The following is a 17,162-nucleotide window of genomic DNA, read 5'->3' as shown; positions in this document are numbered from 1 at the left end:
TTTTCATTTAAAATCAAATGGTTGTTTGTTTGGTTTGACTCACCCCAGCTCCACCAAATATGAAAAAGGCTGCTCTAAGAGCGGCCTTTTTTATTGCCTAAAATACACCTCTTATTCATTGAGTCTGAAGGGGTTAATCACATTAAATCACACAACCAACTGAACGGCATCGATGATGGGTTTGTTTTCAACATCAATCGTTTCGATGATGTGTTTATGAAGGCGCTTTTTATGTTCGGCAAATATAGGGCGTTTTTTATCGAACTGGCTGGCAAATTCGAATGCGGTATTAAACAAGCTTTCGCTGTCGGGGCAGGCTTGTTCGATGACGTGGTCTGCAACAAGCTCGCTTGCGGTAACCCGGCGTCCTGTCAATTTCATTTCGTTAAAGCGGTAATAAGGCATCGATTTTTTTACAAATTCAATCATGCCTGGTAAAAACGGAATCGATAAATCAACTTCTGGAAAACAGAAAAAGCCACGGTTACTTTGCATAAATCTAAAATCGCAGGCGCACGCTAAAATAGCCCCATTACCAAATGCATGGCCATTAATAGCGGCAATGACTGGCATTGGGTAAAGTAACAAACGTTTAAATACGGCATCCATAGCGTGCATAAAACCACTTACTTCTTCATATTTTTGTGCTTTTAAAGCGGGCATTAGCCAGTCGGTGTCTATACCTAAACTCCACGATTTTTCATCACTTGAGGTAATAATCAGTGCTTTGTGTTCTGAGTTCGCTTCAATGTCATTAAGGCAATTTAAAAATGCTTCTGCAAACGTGGGGTTATGGCGGTTTTCACCTGCGGTCATAGTGAGAATAGCAACACTGCCTTGTGTGCTTACGGTTATGGGGGTCATGGTGTGCCTTTATCGTTTTCTTTTGTTATAGATATAGTTATATACCATCAGTTGCACAAAATAAACCTCTAGTCCGACCAGTTTGAGTGCTGAGGAGGTTCTCCGCTTTTAGTCGAAATGCAGTTTCAAACAGTCGCTAATACTATCTTGCCATGGTAATTTTAGTCTAAACACTCTATTTAAAGCGCGATAATGGAACTGGTAAGTTGGGATTTCTTTAGTGGGGGGTTGTTAAGCCCGATCAGCACAATTATCTTAATTATATTGGCAGGTTTTACCTCGATGGTGTCTGCTGCATTTGGTGCTGGTGGCGGGTTAATGTTGTTAGTCATTATGGCGTCACTGATGCCTATGAGTGTGGTGATCCCTGTGCACGGCTTAGTGCAGCTGGGCTCTAACGCGAACCGCTTTTTATATACTTTTAAGCATATCGATGGCGCTATGTTTTTATATTTCTCGTTGGGAGGAATCTTTGGTGCACTGGTAGCGTCAACTATAGTCACCGCTATTCCGCTTGAGTTAATGAAAATAGTGGTGGCAGCTTTTGTGCTCTATTTGCTTTGGGGTGTGACACCTAAGATCAGAGAAACATCAACGCTTTGGCGCATTTTAGCGGGGCTTTGGACCTCGTTTATTTCGATGTTTGTGGGTGCCAGTGGGCCGCTGGTTGGTAGTTGTTTGTATGTAAATAACTACAATAAGCTGCAATTTACCGCGACATTTTCGAGTTGTATGACGGTGCAGCATACTTTAAAGGCTATTTTGTATGGTGCTGTCGGGTTTGCATTTTGGCAGTGGTTGCCGCTTGTAATGTCGATGATTATGAGTGGTGCAATAGGCACTTGGCTGGGTTTGAAGCTATTGCACCGTATCTCATCAGATAAATTTAAACAAATTTTTCGTTTAGTACTGACATTACTTTCCCTGCAACTTGCGTGGCAGGGAATCTATTTTGTGTTTGCTTAGTTACCTGCTAATAGCTCGTCGAGTGGTTTGTCACCATTAAATAACTCGAATAGTTGCGATTTATCAGGTCTATGACTGGCGATATAAACCAGTGCATCAGCAACATCTTCTCGGTTTATCACAGCATCTTGGCGTGTTGCAGGACGATTTATGGTGAATAATCCAGACGCCGATTCGTTAAGGAGTGTGCCTGGTCTTACTATGCTGTAATGTAAGCCACTGTGTAGTAGATGCTCATCGGCCATGTGCTTAGCCACTAAATAAGGTTTGATGCTGCTTTCAATGCCATCGGGATCATCAGCGCCAATGGAGCTTACCATGATAAAGTGCTCAACCTGTGCATCAACTGCATAGTTAATTGCTTTTACCGCAGCCCATAAATCAATGAGCAAGGTTTTATCGGCACCGGTTGCACCACCAGAGCCGGCACTAAAAATAACTTGCTGTATCCCTGTAAGTGCGCGACTAAAATCATTTTCTAGATCCTGCTCAACAATGCTCAGGTTTGGGTGCTCAATATCAGTCAATTTGCTTTTATCACGTACTAATGCCACGACTTCATGCTCTTGAGCGAGCATTTTTTGGGTGGTCATTTTACCTATTTGTCCGCTTGCACCTATGATTAGGGTTTTCATACCAAACTCCTTCCAGTTGCGTTAACTTTTACGTGTAACTTACTACTTTGGGGTGTGATCTTAATTTTAAAGGGACAAATTAAACTAATTTGTAATCGGCTTGAAAAAGAAGGGGCCTTTTTAGCCCCCTGTCTTTTTAGATTTTATTACGAATTAGGTCGCGAATAATAAAGCGAGCAGGGTGAATTGCTTGGCTAACACGTTCGCTAAAAGGTCTGGGTTCATTGTTTAAGCAGGCGACCAAGTGTTCGGCACACAGTGGCGCACTGCACAGACCTCTTGCCCCAAACCCTGTAAGCACATGCAAGCCTTGTTGAGGTTTTGCTAAGGGCTGATATTGGTAACGTTTTCCGAGTCTTAAATTCGCAAAGGCATTGACATAATCGTCTTGCTCCGCCCACTCGCCAGCCATTGGTAGGTGATCAATAAAGCTGCATCTTACTGCTGCTTTGGCTGCGGTAATTTCGCCTAATGATGTGGCAAAGTCACTGTCTTTATAGAAGCTAAGCAGTTGTTCTCGGTTTGTTTGGTTATCTTGCTCTTTTACTTCGCGGCTTTTTGAGTTTTTCTCAAATGTTGCCCCCATGCAGTGATGCTCTTGAAACTCAGGGGTAAAATATCCTTTATGACACAGCACCGTTTTTAATTGTTTGGATTGCTCACTTGCCTCAACATGCGATACCTGACCACGCACACCCACAACGGGCAATGCCTGGGTTTGTTTAAATTGGTCGCTATGCTCGCCCGCACATATTATTACATCGCTAAATGGACCAAATTGCTGTGTTTTTGTATGTAACACCCAACCTGATTCTGTTTTTTCAAGTTGTTCAATATGGCAGTTAAAATGGGTTTCAATTGAATTGAGTGAGTATGCCTTATTAAAGAGGGCGGTCACTAAGGCAGGCGGGTTTACCCAGCCACCTTGTTCAAAGAATACGCCAGAGTAGCCTGTGTTTACTCCCGCAATATCATCGCCTTCAGTCGCACTGACATTGCGCATTAATTCAGTTGGCCAAAGCGCTTGGTCGGCTAAATTTTGGTGTTTATCAGCCAAGCCCTGTTTTACTGCGTGTTGCAATACACCACACCATTGGTGAGGGTAGTTGAAGCCGTCATCGAGTAATTGTTGATATAGGCGTTTTGCGTATAAAAAGCTATGCGCAAACATTTCGCTGTGCGGTGAGTTCTTGGCTTGCAGGTGCGGGTAAACAGCGCCCTGAACATTGTGTGAGGCTCCCATAGCAAGTGCGTCATCTTGGCAAAAAAGTGTCGTTGTAATGCCCCTTTTAGCTAAAGAGTACATCACACTACTACTGGCGATGCCGCCACCAATAACAGCAACGTTATTTAATGTACTTGCATGATGAGAAAAATACGCAGGGCCAGATTGCTGCTCTGTGGGTGTTGTTAAGGTGCCAATCAGCATTTCACGTTTTTTGCCGTAGCCTTTGGCTTTGGCCATAGCGAAACCGGCTTCATTTAAACCGCGTCTAACAAATCCTGCAGCTGTGAACGTAGCTAGGGTGGCATGTTCGCGTGAAATTGCACGCATCTTATTAAACACACTTTGCTGCCACATATCGGGGTTTTTACTCGGCGCGAAACCGTCTAAGTACCATGCATCAACAACGCCTTCACGTGGATAACTCATGGCATCAATGCTGTCTTGTACGTCACCAAAATAAAGGTCGAGCACGACTCGCCCGTCGGCAAATTCTAATCTGTGGCAGCCAGCAAGGTTAATGGGGTATTGAGCAATTAACTGGGCACTAAATGTGTGTAAGCTAGGCCACGCCTTTAGTGCATGGGCAAGGTCATCACGTTTAATTGGAAATTTTTCGAACGAGATAAAATGCAAGCGTCTAACCGAGCTATTGTCACTTTTATTTACACTAAGGTCGTGTTGATTTTGAACTTCTTGCTTGTCATGCTGCCTATCAAGGTGAGCAGCAAATTGCTGCCAGGTATTTAAAAAGTTAAGCCCTGTACCAAAACCCGTCTCGGCAATAACAAAATGCGCGCGGTCATGATTTTGTAACCGTTGCGAGATATTGTTTTGTTGATAAAACACATAATGCGACTCAGCTAAGCCATCGTCATTGGAGAAGTAAACATCGTCAAACTGATCGGCGACGGGTGTACCAAGGTGATTAAAATGTATATTTGCGTTTTTGATCATGGTTTAACTAAATAACTACAACTTTTTTTCATTATTTTACGTGTTTTCTTTGAAATAGTCTGGCGTTATTTATAAGCTACACATTCAGAGTACATGTGTACGCTAGAAAGCTGACCACTTAACGTGTATTTTCAGCGTAAAATAGAACACAATTTAGTATAGAGCTAAGGTAATTACCCATGAGAAGAGCCGTTATTACGGGCATCGGTGTTGTTTCAAGCATCGGTAACAACAAAGAAGAAGTATTAGAATCATTAAAACAAGGCCGTAGTGGTATCGCGTTCAACCAAGAGTTTGCTGATTACAACCTACGTAGCAACGTTTCAGGCAAAATCGATATTGATGTTAAAGAATTTGTTGATCGTAAAGCGATGCGTTTTATGGGCGATGCAGCAGCATATGCTTATATTTCAATGGCACAAGCAATTGAAGATGCAGGCCTTAATGAAGAGCAAGTTTCAAACGAACGCACTGGTTTATTAGTGGGTTCGGGTGGTGGTTCATCTAAATGGCAAGTTGAAGCCGCTGACATTCTGCGTGAAAAAGGCGTGAAGCGTGTAGGTCCATACATGGTACCGCGCACGATGGCGAGCACCACGTCGGCATGTCTTGCAACACCATTCAAAATTAAAGGTGTTAACTACTCAATTAGTTCTGCTTGTGCAACATCTGCACACTGTATTGGTCATGCGGTTGAGCAAATTCAACTTGGCAAGCAAGATGTGATCTTTGCGGGTGGTGGTGAAGAGCTTCACTGGACACTGGCGATGGAATTCGATGCAATGGGCGCATTGTCGACTAAATATAACGAAACTCCTGAGAAAGCATCGCGCACTTACGATGCAAACCGTGACGGTTTTGTTATCTCTGGTGGTGGCGGTATCGTTGTCGTTGAAGAACTTGAGCATGCACTTGCTCGTGGCGCACACATCTACGCTGAAATCACAGGGTATGGTGCAACTTCTGACGGTTACGACATGGTAGCACCATCAGGTGAAGGTGCGGTACGTTGTATGAAGCAAGCAATGCAAGGTCTTGAAGGCGGCATTGATTACTTAAATACGCACGGTACTTCAACCCCAGTTGGTGATGTTAAAGAGCTTGGCGCAATTCAAGAAGTGTTTGGCGGTAACTCACCGATGATCAGTGCAACAAAAGCAATGACGGGTCACGCATTAGGTGCGGCAGGCGTTCATGAGGCTATTTTCTCGTTGTTAATGCTAGAGCACAACTTTGTTGCACCTTCTATCAATATTGATGAGTTAGATGAGCAAGCAGAAGGTCTAAACATTGTTACTGAGCGTAAAGACGTTGAACTGAATACAGTAATGTCTAACAGCTTTGGTTTCGGTGGCACAAACGCCACACTAGTAATGAGCAAATATAAAGGTTAAACCTCTCCAGTATTTGCCAAAGCCGAGCGTTTGCTCGGCTTTTTCGTTTCTAACTCTGCACTGTATTCTTTGCCTTTTATATTTATTAAGCGTGAGTCTGTATGAGTAGTTACGCTATCCGTATAGCTATATTTTCGTTACAATAGCGCCACTTTTCTGCTTCTCGGACACACAGATGAAAATTCTTGCAGATCAAAATATGCCATTGGTTGAGCAGTACTTTGCCGATTTTGGTGATGTTGAGCGATTTGATGGCCGTAACTTACAACCTGAGCAGTTGGCTGGGGTTGATATACTATTAACTCGTTCAGTGACAAATGTTGATAACGCGTTATTAACTCAGGCAGATAAGTTGAAGTTTGTTGGTACGGCAACCATAGGTGTTGACCACATTGATACTGAACTACTGGCTGAGCGCAATATTGCATTTAGCAGTGCGCCGGGCTGTAATGCCGTTGCTGTAGCAGAATATGTTATTAGTAGTTTATATGCTTTATGCCAAGAAAATGCTGAGTCACTGCAAGGTAAAACCATTGGTATTGTTGGGGTAGGCAGCATTGGTAGTTGTCTGCGCGATAAGTTAAACCTACTGGGTATGAACGTATTGCTCTGCGATCCTCCTAAGCATGAGACCGGTGAATTAGTAGAACATACTGATTTTGATACCCTTCTTGACACTGCCGATATTATTACGTTTCACGTGCCGTTGGTGAAGCAGGGGCCGCATAAAACGTTGCATATGTTAAACAAACAACGTTTAGCGAAGCTTAAAGATGGCACGACGCTTATTAATGCAAGCCGTGGTGATGTTATCGATAATCAGGCTTTGCTAGAGTTATTTGAGCAAGGAGCGAAACTTGATTGCGTGCTTGATGTTTGGGAAAACGAGCCAAATATACTCACTCCGCTACTTAATTATGTGCGTTTTGCGAGTGTGCACATTGCAGGCCATACCCTTGAAGGAAAAGCCCGTGGTACTCAAATGTTGTACCAAAAAGTGTGCGAACTTGAGGGGGTTGCAGCACTGAAGTCGCTGGAAGATTTTTTACCTGAACCAATTAGCCATGCTGTCTCGCTCGGTGAAACCTTTACGTTAGATGACATAGGCCGCTTAGTACACCTTATTTACGATGTTCGTCGTGATGATGGCATCTTGCGTAGTAAGTTAAATCAAGAAGGGTTTGATAGCCTACGGAAAAATTACCCGCCACGACGTGAGTTTAATACACTGTCGGTGGCTGCAAACAGTGCCTGTGAAGCCGCTTTAGCTGCACTGGGATTTAGAATTAACGAATAAAGTCAGTACTTTATTCATATGAGGAAAACACATGTCGCAAAAATTTAATGTTGCTGTCTTAGGCGCCACAGGTTTAGTGGGTCGTCAAATTATCGAAACTTTAGAAGATCGTAAATTTCCGGTTGGCGAGTTGTTCTTGCTTGCAAGTAGCCGCAGTGCGGGTGAGGAAATACAATTCCGTGGTGAATCGATTGAAGTACTCGACGTAGAAGGATTTGACTTTAGCCAGGCACACATAGGTTTATTTTCAGCTGGGGGAAATGTTTCTGAAAAGTACGCTCCCATTGCTGCAGACGCAGGGTGTGTGGTGATTGATAATACCTCGCATTTTCGCAATGACTTCGATGTACCATTAGTGATACCTGAAGTGAATGCATCGAGCTTAGCGGATTTTAGAAACCGCAATATCATTGCAAATCCTAACTGCTCAACTATTCAAATGTTGGTCGCGTTAAAGCCTATTTACGATGCATACGGTATTGACCGTATTAATGTATCGACTTATCAGGCTGTGTCGGGTGCGGGCAAAGAGGCCGTTGATGAACTTGCTAAGCAAACCGCTAACCTAATGAATGCGCGTCCAATGGATAATGCTGTTTTTTCTAAGCAGATTGCCTTTAATGTCATCCCACAAATCGATACTTTTGAAGACAACGGTTATACCCGTGAAGAAATGAAAATGGTGAACGAGACACAAAAAATCTTAGGTGACACGAGTGTCGTGGTAAACCCAACGTGTGTTCGTGTTCCGGTTTTCTTTGGTCACAGTGAAGCGATTAATATTGAGACACGTATGCCAGTTGATCTTGAGCATGTAAAACAGTTACTGAATGATGCACCCGGTGTAGAACTGATTGATGACTTGGGTGATTACCCAACAGCGGTATCTGATGCAAGTGGTAATGACACTGTGTATGTTGGTCGTTTACGTGCAGACATTTCTCATCCACACGGCTTAAACATGTGGGTAGTGAGTGACAACACGCGTAAAGGGGCTGCAACGAACAGTGTGCAAATCGCTGAAGAGCTAATTGCAAACTACCTTTAAATCTGATGATTTTGACTGAGTCATTCAGTAAAGAGAGCGGCTAATTGCCGCTTTTTTTATGTTTTCAGTGCCAAATTATTGCCGCATACGCTGTAAAAGCGTATAAACTTAACATAACAATAAAAAAGTCTCTCAGCCGCTAATATTTAAGCTATTTACTATCAACGTGTTGCAATAGATATTGCTCACCAACTGGTTTATAGTTTGCAGCTGGAATAGAGCTTGCAAGAAAGCATAATTAAGAATCAATTCTGCAAGAATTACTTGATGTTTAAGCAACCAACGTTGCTGCGTTAACATTTAAAACATAAAGGATCAGCATGCGCGGTTTAGCAACACTCTTCATATTAGCGTCTGCCTTGGTGGTAACACCGACTTACTCTGATGAAGGCTCCACTCTTAAAGGCCCTAAAGGCGTCGATTATGGTGCGCAGGGGCGATCAATTGGTCCGATAAAACCGACTGATACTCTGTGGCGTATTGCCGCTAAAATTCGACCTGATAACTCTGTAAGCATTTATCAGGTTATGCAAGCATTGTACGACAAAAACCCGTCATCGTTTTTAGATCAAAACCTGAATCACATGCGTGATGGCGCGTATCTTAAAATTCCGACTATTGCAGAAATGCGTGCTGTTAACCCGACCCTAGCGAAAGCCCGATCTGAGCAAGACGATGAGCTGTGGGAGAAAAAGAAAAATGGCACATTAACAGTCGCCGAAATAAACGAATCGCAAAAAAAGGTGACGCAAGCTCGTAAAGTCGATTTAGACGAAGCAAAGCAAGAGCTTAAACAAGAAATAAACACAATCAAAACTGAGCAAGGCACGCAGCTTGTTGAATTGCAAAAGCAATTTAAAACATCGGTCGATAATGTTGAAGAAATTCTTGCCGAAAATAATAAGTTAAAACAACAGCTAACAGGTATTTCGAAAGAGCTAGAAACGGTTCGTGACCAACTCGGACAAGACAGTGAAATTCAAAAGCAACTTAAAGAGTTAATTGCCAAACAGAATGAGATTATAGAGCAGCAAAAAGCAAAAAAGATTGAAGAGGACAGTGGGCTTAACGTGTCGTCAATTTTAAGCAACCCATTTGTTCTCGGTGCTTTAATGTTCATTCCTGCGTTACTTATTATTGCGGCTGTTGTGTTGTTTTTGAAAAAAAGAAATAACAACGCGCCAGAAGCCAGCGATGACGATGAGTTTCTACCACAAAGCCCAACTTACACTGAAAATGATGAGTTAGACCCTCTAGTCGATAATGATCCGCTTATTCCTGACCCCGTTGAAGATAACGATGATCTGAGTGTTCGCTTAGATGATGACTTAGACCAAGATATGCTGCCAGATGATGACATTATCTTTGATGACAGTATTGATGATAGTTTTGACGACGATGACAGTGTTTTAAATCAAGATGAACTCGAAGGGCTTTTAAGTGACGATATTGTGTTTAATGATGAGTCAGAAGGCAGTGAAGATGATGATTTAGACGCATTTTTACAGCAAGATTTTGATCAATCTGATGACGACAGCTTAGGCGATGAAATTGATTTAGAAGGTGAACAATCACAAGTCGACTCTTCAGGCGATATTTTAAGTGCGGATGATATTGATGATCTATTCGCCAGCGACAACACCGATGATTCGCAAGACAGCAACAAAAACGATGATATGGCGGCATTAAGTGAAGAGCTTGCCGAAGACGATTTTGATATTGACAGCCTAATTGACGAGCAAAACAATAATACCAGCTCAGAGCAAAATGAAGACGTTAATTTAGATGACATTGACGACTTACTCGATGAAGAGGACGAGACCCCTGTAGGCACTATTGATGCTGAATTAATCGATGAAGATGATTTTGATATCGATAGCTTAATTGATGACGTGCAAACGGATGAGCAGCCAGCACACACATCGAACACAGTGGAAGAGGAATCGGTCGATGCTGACGATATTGATGCTTTATTAGATGAAGCGAGTGATGATGATGCGCTAGATGTTGATGACATTGACTCACTACTTGATGACGTTGCAATGGATGAAGCCGCAACAGAACAAACTCTCAGTGAAGAGCCTGAAGTTGATGACCAGCCTCAAACTGACGAACAGGTCGATGAAAACGAGCTAGTTGACGAAGATGAACTAGACGATTCACTCGATGTTGACGACATTGACTCACTCCTTGATGACGTTGCAACAGATGAAGCCTCAACTGATGAAGCTACGACTGAACAAACTCTCAGTGAAGAACCTGAAGAGGATGACCAGCCTCAAGTTGACGAGCTAGTTGATGAAAACGCGCTAGTTGACGAAGATGAACTAGACGATGCACTCGATGTTGATGATATTGACTCACTCCTTGATGACGTTGCAATGGATGAAGCCGCAACAGAACAAACTCTCAGTGAAGAGCCTGAAGTTGATGACCAGCCTCAAACTGACGAACAGGTCGATGAAAACGAGCTAGTTGACGAAGATGAACTAGACGATGCACTCGATGTTGACGACATTGACTCACTCCTTGATGACGTTGCAATGGATGAAGCTGCAACAGATGAAGTTACGACTGAACAAACACTCAGTGAAGAGCCTGAAGTTGATGACCAGCCTCAAACTGACGAACAGGTCGATGAAAACGAGCTAGTTGACGAAGATGAACTAGACGATGCACTAGATGTTGATGACATTGACTCACTCCTTGATGACGTTGCATTGGATGAAGCCTCAACTGATGAAGCTACGACTGAACAAACACTCAGTGAAGAGCCAGAAGAGGATGACCAGCCTCAAGCTGACGACCAACCTCAAGTTGACGATCTAGTTGATGAAGATGCGTTGGTTGATGAAAACGAGTCTGTTGACGAAGACGTGCTAGACGATGCACTTGATGTTGACGACATTGACTCACTACTTGATGAGGTTGCAACGGATGAAGCTGCAATTGAAGACGCGCAGAGTGAAGAGCCATTAGTCGATGAAGAACCTGAGTTCGATGAACAGGTTGATGAAAATGAGCTTGATGACGCGCTTGATATTGACGACATTGATTCATTACTTGATGAAGTCGAAACCGATCAAGATGAAGCCGATGAAGAGACAGGCGTCGATACACTTAATGATGAAGATGAGTTAGATGATTCGCTGATTACTGAAGACGATGATCTCGATGATATTGATGAACTCATTCAAGAAGCAAATGAGCTTAAGCAAGAGACAGAAGCGCAAATCTCTGACCTATCGAACGAAGAAGACAACAACGCGCAGCATAACGAAAATCTACAAGACTCATTAGCTGATCTTGCTGATGCTGATCAAGCAATTGATGACATGAATGTAGAATCAGTGGCATCTGAATTAGTTGATAGCACAGAAGAAGTAGACATTGATGAAGCTCTGCATCAGGAATTTAATGAAGACAGTGATGAGCTGTTAGACGAAGATGACCGCTTAGATGAATATGATGATCCGGCATTAAAAAGTGTTGATGAACTGCTCAACGAAATCGGTGAAGACGAAGACTATGTTGCCCCACCAGATTGGTCTATTGATGAACCCGAGCAGGACTTTGAAGAGGTTGAAATTGATTTAGGTGACGACCCGCTTGCCGAGGACGAGTTAACCGATGAATTTGATTTAGACATTGAAGACGAACCTTTAACGCAAGATACGGTGACACCAAGCCAAGAACTGGAGGAATACCCAGAACTTGAGTTAGATGAAGCAGGTTTTGAGTTAGATGATAATGACACAGAGCTCAAAAACGAAGATACGATAAAGCCGAGCCAAGCAGAGCAAGATCTAGCTAACTCACTCGCAGGTGGCAATGAACTTGACCAGCTTGAAGATGACTTTGATGATGATCTTTTGCTCGATAATGAATTCACTGAAGCTGATGCATTTGAGCCTGAAAGTGACTCTGCTGAACTTGAAAATAAAGTAACAGTAGATGACCCGCTACCAGAGCTTGATGATTTACAAGAGTTTGAGTTAGAAGAGGCTGAACTAGAAAGTGTTGCAGATAATGCGCAAACACTGGCTGATATTGAATCTACTCTTGCGGATAGTGACGGTATCGGTGAGCTGTCAGATGATGAAATCGATGATGATTTTATGGCAGATCTGACGCAAACAGATTTTGATGCATTGCTTAATGAGCTCGCCGAACCGGATGAAACAGACATAACGGATGCCAGTGAGTTCGACGTTGATTTCAATGCACTGTTAAATGAAGACCTGCAAGTTGAAGCCGCAGACGAAAGTGACTTTTCAACTGATATTGAACCCTCAGATGAACAAGCCTCTAAGCAAACAGACGATGAGTTTGTTGATATAGATTCATTGCTTGAACAGAGTGATGATGAAGCGCTTGATTTTGAACCATATGACGATGTTGATATGGATGTGGGTCTTAGCGATTTTAATGACTTGCTTGCAGGTGATAACCCTACAGATGTTGATGCTGAAAGTGGGGGCTACTCTGCCAAGCTTGATTTAGTGCGAGCGTATATCGAAATAGATGATTTTGATTCTGCGTTAGAGGCAATTGAAGATGTGATTGCCAATGGCCCAGAAGAAGTGCAAGAAGAGGCGCTATCTTTAAAAGCTAAAATTAAGTCATAAAGTATCAAAGTAAATAAACCGAGCTTAGTCGCTCGGTTTTTTTGTATTTAATATAGGGTATTACCTATCTTGTAAACGACGAGCCTTGAAATCAGACTCGGCTTTCCATTTTGGCCAATCACCGTTATTAGCAAGCTTGGCTGCAATATCAACAATCAGTTCAATGTCTTGTTTCACACCGCCCATTGACCATTGCGGCGAATAGTCGTCAGCTTCTTTATGGTATTTATGAGCAATATAGTCGGGGTCTGTATCGCCTAAGCTCATAAATAACAAGCTTGGCACGCCTTGTTTAGCCAATGAAAAATGATCTGAGCGGAAGAACAAGCCATTCTGTGGTCTTGGATCCATCTTTACGTGACGTCCTTGTGACTGTGCTGCCTCAGCTAGGTAGTCTTCCATTTCAGACATGCCTTTGCCGTATTGTAAAATGTAGTCAACGCCATCAAGTACGTTCATACCATCGATATTAAGCAGTGCCACCATTTGTTTGGTGGGGGCAATTTCGCCGGTAGCGAATTGCTCTGAACCAATTAGCCCCGTTTCTTCTGCGGTGAAATTTGCGAAGATTATTGAGCGTTTGAATGGCTTTTTCTTATGCATTTCACTCAAAATGCGGGCAATTTCAATAGTGGCTGCGGTGCCTGAAGCGTTATCGACAGCACCATTATAAATCTTCAGCCCCTCTTCGGTTTGCTTCGTACCAAAATGATCCCAGTGAGCGCCAATAACGATGTATTCATCAGGTGTTTCACTGCCTTTAAGTGTTGCTACAACATTATGCGATTGTGCTTGGGAGATATCACTTTTCAATGTCAGCTCCGCTTTCACTTTTAAATCAAGCGGCTTAAAATCAGCTTTTAATGCGTTGGCTTTTTCGGTTTGATAATCAAAGCCTGCTTGAGCAAAAATTTCATTTGCGGCCTGCTCATCAATCCATCCCATGACAGGAATGTCTGATGCATTATTGTCTTGGTCGATAAGTGTGTATTTACTGCCTGTGTTCGAGCTTTCAACAACTCCCCAAGGGTAAGCGGCTGGTGCTGTTTCGTGCACGATAAACACGGCTTTTGCACCTTGGCGTGCACCTTCTTCGTATTTGTAAGTCCAACGACCATAATAGGTCATGGCATTGCCTGTAAATAGCGTGTCGTCTTGAGTCGCAAATCCTGGGTCATTGACAAGTACAATAACTGTTTTGTCTTTTACATCAATGTCAGCAAAGTCATCCCAGTTATACTCTGGGGCATTAATACCATAGCCAACAAACACCACGTCAGAGCCAGCAATGTTGAACTCTGGATTAATTTGTTGCGTGCGTGCGGTAAAATCACTGCCAGCATTAAAGCTTAACTCGCCAACCTTTAGCGTCATATTCTGATCAGGCGTGAGTTTTGCCATTGTCACTGGCTGTAAAAAATTGCCATTAAAACTGCCCGTTAAGCCTAGCTTTTTGTATTCGTCAGCTAAGTAGTTAATGGTCAGAGTTTCGCCTTCTGTGAGTGGACCACGGCCTAAAAACTCATCAGAGGCAAGTGTTTTAATGTGTGAACGTACTTTGTCAATGTTGACGGCTTCAAGCGTGGATGTACTTAGTTTATCAGTGCTTGCTTCATCAGCGCTTGGGGTTGGTTGCTCAGAGCAACCTAATAAACCCACGGCAAGCGCTAAACTTGCGTATTTAAGGTAAGTTGTCATAGTTTTTCTGGTTGATTGTACAGAGTTTCACTATATGGGACGAGAAGAGGGCTGTCCAGAAAGACGCTACAAACAACTGATTATTCAGGATGAGTAGATAATCATTCAATTTTCAGCCATGAAAAATTTACCACCAGGTTTTGTTTATCGCAGGATCTTGAATACTGAATACCTCGCCAACTAGTGGGGTGCTTAGCGAGACATGCTCTTGTACAGCCTTTTTAGTCACGCGGTTGAGTGGTTCATACCAGGCGTGAAATGCTAAATCGAATGTGCCATTATGCACTGGGACCATGATATTTCCGTGTAAATCTAAATGCGCTTGAACAGATTGCTCTGGTGTCATGTGAATATTCGACCACTCTTGGTCGTAAGCCCCAGTTTCAATAAAGGTAATATCAAATGGCCCATAGCGTTTGCCAATTTCTTTAAAGCCCGCGAAATAACCAGAGTCACCACTAAAATAAAAGCGTTTGTCTTTTACTTTTATTGCCCATGAGCCCCACAGTGTTTTGTTTCTATCCGTTAAACCTCTGCCTGAAAAGTGCTGTGTGGGTGTAAAAACGATTTGGCTGTTTGTAGTCGTATGCTCTTGCCACCAATCAAAGCTAAGCACTTTTTGCTTTTTTACTCCCCATTTTATGAGTTCATTTTCTACACCGAGCGGAACATAAAAAGAGTCGGTTTTGTCGGCCAGTTGCTTGATAGCTGCTTTATCTAAATGATCATAATGGTTGTGCGAGATAAAAACCTTCGCAATGTGAGGTAACTGTTCAATGCGTATTGGCGTAGGTTGAAAACGCTTTGGTCCCATAAACGAAAATGGCGAAGCTCGCTCGGAAAATACAGGATCAAACAGCCAAAACTCACCATACACTTTAGCTAAAATTGATGAGTGGCCCAGTTTCACAAAATGGACGCTGTCATTCGATAAAGACGCAAGCTGCTGTGTTGATAAAGCATACATAGGCAGTTCGTGTTTGGGTTCTGCATCAATTTTCTTTTCTGTCATGAAACGTATGAAGATTCCCAGCGTTTTTCTAAAACCAGGCTGCTCAACCTTTGCATTATTATAGAAGGTGCCATCTACTAATTGAGCTGAGTGACTGTCATCACTTACGCCTTCAGCGGCAATTTGATTATTCATAATTAACACGCCGACCATGAAGCATACTGTGGCGATTACGAGCCATCTTAGAAATTTCATATCGTTACCATAAGTAAACTGAGTGGTGTAGTTTTTCATTGTTTGCTTTAAAAGTAAACTATCTAGTGCATTTTTTATTTTTGCGTTACACTATTGATGTCATGGGGGAAGTACATGAAATTATCACAAAGAAAACGACTCGATATTTTGAATGCAGCTGAAACGTTGTTTTTTCAACAAGGTTTTGAACAGACGAGTATGGATCAGGTTGCAAGCTTAGCGGGCGCTTCTAAACGCACTGTTTATAATCATTTTGAAAATAAAGGTGTGCTGTTTCAGGCTATTCTGGTGTTTATGTTTGAAAAAGTGCGTCAAGAAAAAGCCGTTATTTTTAATAAGCAACACCCTATTGCAGAGCAGTTAACACAAATTGCTGTGCAAGAGGTGGCTTTGCTTACCTCTGAAGAGTTTCTAAAAATAGCGAAAGTGGCTTTTATGCAAATGCTCCAACAGCCCGATTTAGCTAAGTCGCTCGCCAACAACAGTATGGGTTGCATGCAAGATTTAGTGGCTTTTTTAGAGGCGGCCAGTGACGCGCATGTGTTACATATTGACGATGCTGAATTTGCGGCTAAACAGTTTGTGTATCAATTAAAATCGCTGATCTTTTATCCTCTTTTGTATGGATTTGAGCGCCAAAATGGTGACACAGAAGAGAAAGTGATTAGCGAAACCGTGAAAATGTTTTTAGCGCGTTATCAACGATAGTATTTCTGATGAAAACGGCAATTGTAGTATTAGGCGCTCCAAATGAACCTGACGGCAGATTATCTGTTATTGCAAAAGCACGCTGTGATAAAGCCTACGCCGTTTTTCGCGATCATCAACATGCAAGTCTATTGTGTACAGGTGGCTTTGGCAGCTTTAATAAAAGTGCGTATCCGCATGGCGAATTAACCAAGCGTTATTTAGTTAAACAAGGTATTCCAGTATCTCGCTTTTTGGCGCATGCCCCAAGCCGTTTTACCTTTGAAGATGCGACACTTGCACAGCCTATTTTAGACCGTGCTGAGATTAAAAAAGTACTATTAGTCAGCTCTGAGTTTCATATTGAACGTGTTCATTATGTTTTTCGACACATTATGCCTTTGATGGAATTTGAGTGTGTGCCTGCAGTCACGCCTTTACCAGCCACTGAGCTTGCTTTGTTACGTGCTCATGAACAGCAGGCAATGTTAAGAGAAGAGCAAAATATTTTAATGTCTACAAAAAAGCCGCGCTATAAAATTTTATAGCGCGGCTT

12 protein-coding genes are annotated in these 17,162 nt (G+C 42.5%); 7 read left to right on the top strand and 5 right to left on the bottom strand.

Features of this window, described 5'->3' with window-relative positions; all coding sequences use genetic code 11:
* Positions 1-147: 147 nt before the first annotated feature.
* A complete protein-coding gene (locus tag LPA49_RS01390) occupies positions 148-864 on the bottom strand; it encodes an enoyl-CoA hydratase/isomerase family protein (RefSeq protein ID WP_180310946.1) in 717 nt (238 codons plus the stop codon).
* A gap of 192 nt (positions 865-1,056) precedes the next feature.
* Here LPA49_RS01390 and LPA49_RS01385 point away from each other — a divergent pair, with 192 nt between their 5' ends.
* Positions 1,057-1,830 carry a sulfite exporter TauE/SafE family protein gene (locus LPA49_RS01385; RefSeq protein ID WP_036967304.1) on the top strand — a complete coding sequence of 258 codons (774 nt, stop codon included), beginning with the start codon at positions 1,057-1,059 and terminating at the stop codon, positions 1,828-1,830.
* On the opposite strand, the gene LPA49_RS01380 is transcribed toward LPA49_RS01385, so the two are convergent.
* Entirely contained in the window at positions 1,827-2,465 is a 639-nt protein-coding gene (locus LPA49_RS01380) for an SDR family oxidoreductase (RefSeq protein WP_180310945.1), read from the bottom strand. The genes LPA49_RS01385 and LPA49_RS01380 overlap by 4 nt on opposite strands.
* A gap of 136 nt (positions 2,466-2,601) precedes the next feature.
* Positions 2,602-4,647 carry a bifunctional tRNA (5-methylaminomethyl-2-thiouridine)(34)-methyltransferase MnmD/FAD-dependent 5-carboxymethylaminomethyl-2-thiouridine(34) oxidoreductase MnmC gene (mnmC, locus tag LPA49_RS01375; protein ID WP_180310944.1) on the bottom strand — a complete coding sequence of 682 codons (2,046 nt, stop codon included), beginning with the start codon at positions 4,645-4,647 and terminating at the stop codon, positions 2,602-2,604.
* Between the two features lie 179 nt (positions 4,648-4,826).
* Here mnmC and fabB point away from each other — a divergent pair, with 179 nt between their 5' ends.
* From fabB to LPA49_RS01355, 4 genes are all read left to right on the top strand, one after another.
* Positions 4,827-6,041 carry a beta-ketoacyl-ACP synthase I gene (fabB, locus tag LPA49_RS01370; protein ID WP_036967312.1) on the top strand — a complete coding sequence of 405 codons (1,215 nt, stop codon included), beginning with the start codon at positions 4,827-4,829 and terminating at the stop codon, positions 6,039-6,041.
* Between the two features lie 175 nt (positions 6,042-6,216).
* Positions 6,217-7,338: a 4-phosphoerythronate dehydrogenase gene (locus LPA49_RS01365; RefSeq protein ID WP_036967315.1), complete on the top strand. Its 1,122-nt coding sequence runs from the start codon at positions 6,217-6,219 to the stop codon at positions 7,336-7,338.
* 31 nt (positions 7,339-7,369) lie between these two features.
* Positions 7,370-8,386: an aspartate-semialdehyde dehydrogenase gene (locus LPA49_RS01360; protein ID WP_075593707.1), complete on the top strand. Its 1,017-nt coding sequence runs from the start codon at positions 7,370-7,372 to the stop codon at positions 8,384-8,386.
* Positions 8,387-8,706: 320 nt separating this feature from the next.
* Positions 8,707-13,014: a FimV/HubP family polar landmark protein gene (locus tag LPA49_RS01355; protein ID WP_180310943.1), complete on the top strand. Its 4,308-nt coding sequence runs from the start codon at positions 8,707-8,709 to the stop codon at positions 13,012-13,014.
* 60 nt (positions 13,015-13,074) lie between these two features.
* On the opposite strand, the gene LPA49_RS01350 is transcribed toward LPA49_RS01355, so the two are convergent.
* Both LPA49_RS01350 and LPA49_RS01345 read right to left on the bottom strand, forming a co-directional pair.
* Positions 13,075-14,712 carry a M28 family metallopeptidase gene (locus LPA49_RS01350; RefSeq protein WP_180310942.1) on the bottom strand — a complete coding sequence of 546 codons (1,638 nt, stop codon included), beginning with the start codon at positions 14,710-14,712 and terminating at the stop codon, positions 13,075-13,077.
* A 127-nt stretch (positions 14,713-14,839) separates the two neighbouring features.
* On the bottom strand, positions 14,840-15,919 hold the full coding sequence (locus LPA49_RS01345; protein WP_180310941.1) for an MBL fold metallo-hydrolase: 1,080 nt from the start codon (positions 15,917-15,919) through the stop codon (positions 14,840-14,842).
* 114 nt (positions 15,920-16,033) lie between these two features.
* Here LPA49_RS01345 and LPA49_RS01340 point away from each other — a divergent pair, with 114 nt between their 5' ends.
* Together LPA49_RS01340 and LPA49_RS01335 are read left to right on the top strand one after the other, a co-directional pair.
* Positions 16,034-16,627 carry a TetR/AcrR family transcriptional regulator gene (locus LPA49_RS01340; protein ID WP_036967326.1) on the top strand — a complete coding sequence of 198 codons (594 nt, stop codon included), beginning with the start codon at positions 16,034-16,036 and terminating at the stop codon, positions 16,625-16,627.
* Positions 16,628-16,635: 8 nt separating this feature from the next.
* Positions 16,636-17,154: a YdcF family protein gene (locus LPA49_RS01335; RefSeq protein WP_180310940.1), complete on the top strand. Its 519-nt coding sequence runs from the start codon at positions 16,636-16,638 to the stop codon at positions 17,152-17,154.
* Positions 17,155-17,162: the final 8 nt, after the last annotated feature.

Source organism: Pseudoalteromonas sp. MB41, assembly GCF_020966275.1.
Taxonomy (GTDB): domain Bacteria; phylum Pseudomonadota; class Gammaproteobacteria; order Enterobacterales; family Alteromonadaceae; genus Pseudoalteromonas; species Pseudoalteromonas lipolytica.
The sequence above is the reverse complement of the archived record's forward strand: the minus strand, read 5'-3'. Positions and strand labels throughout refer to the sequence as shown.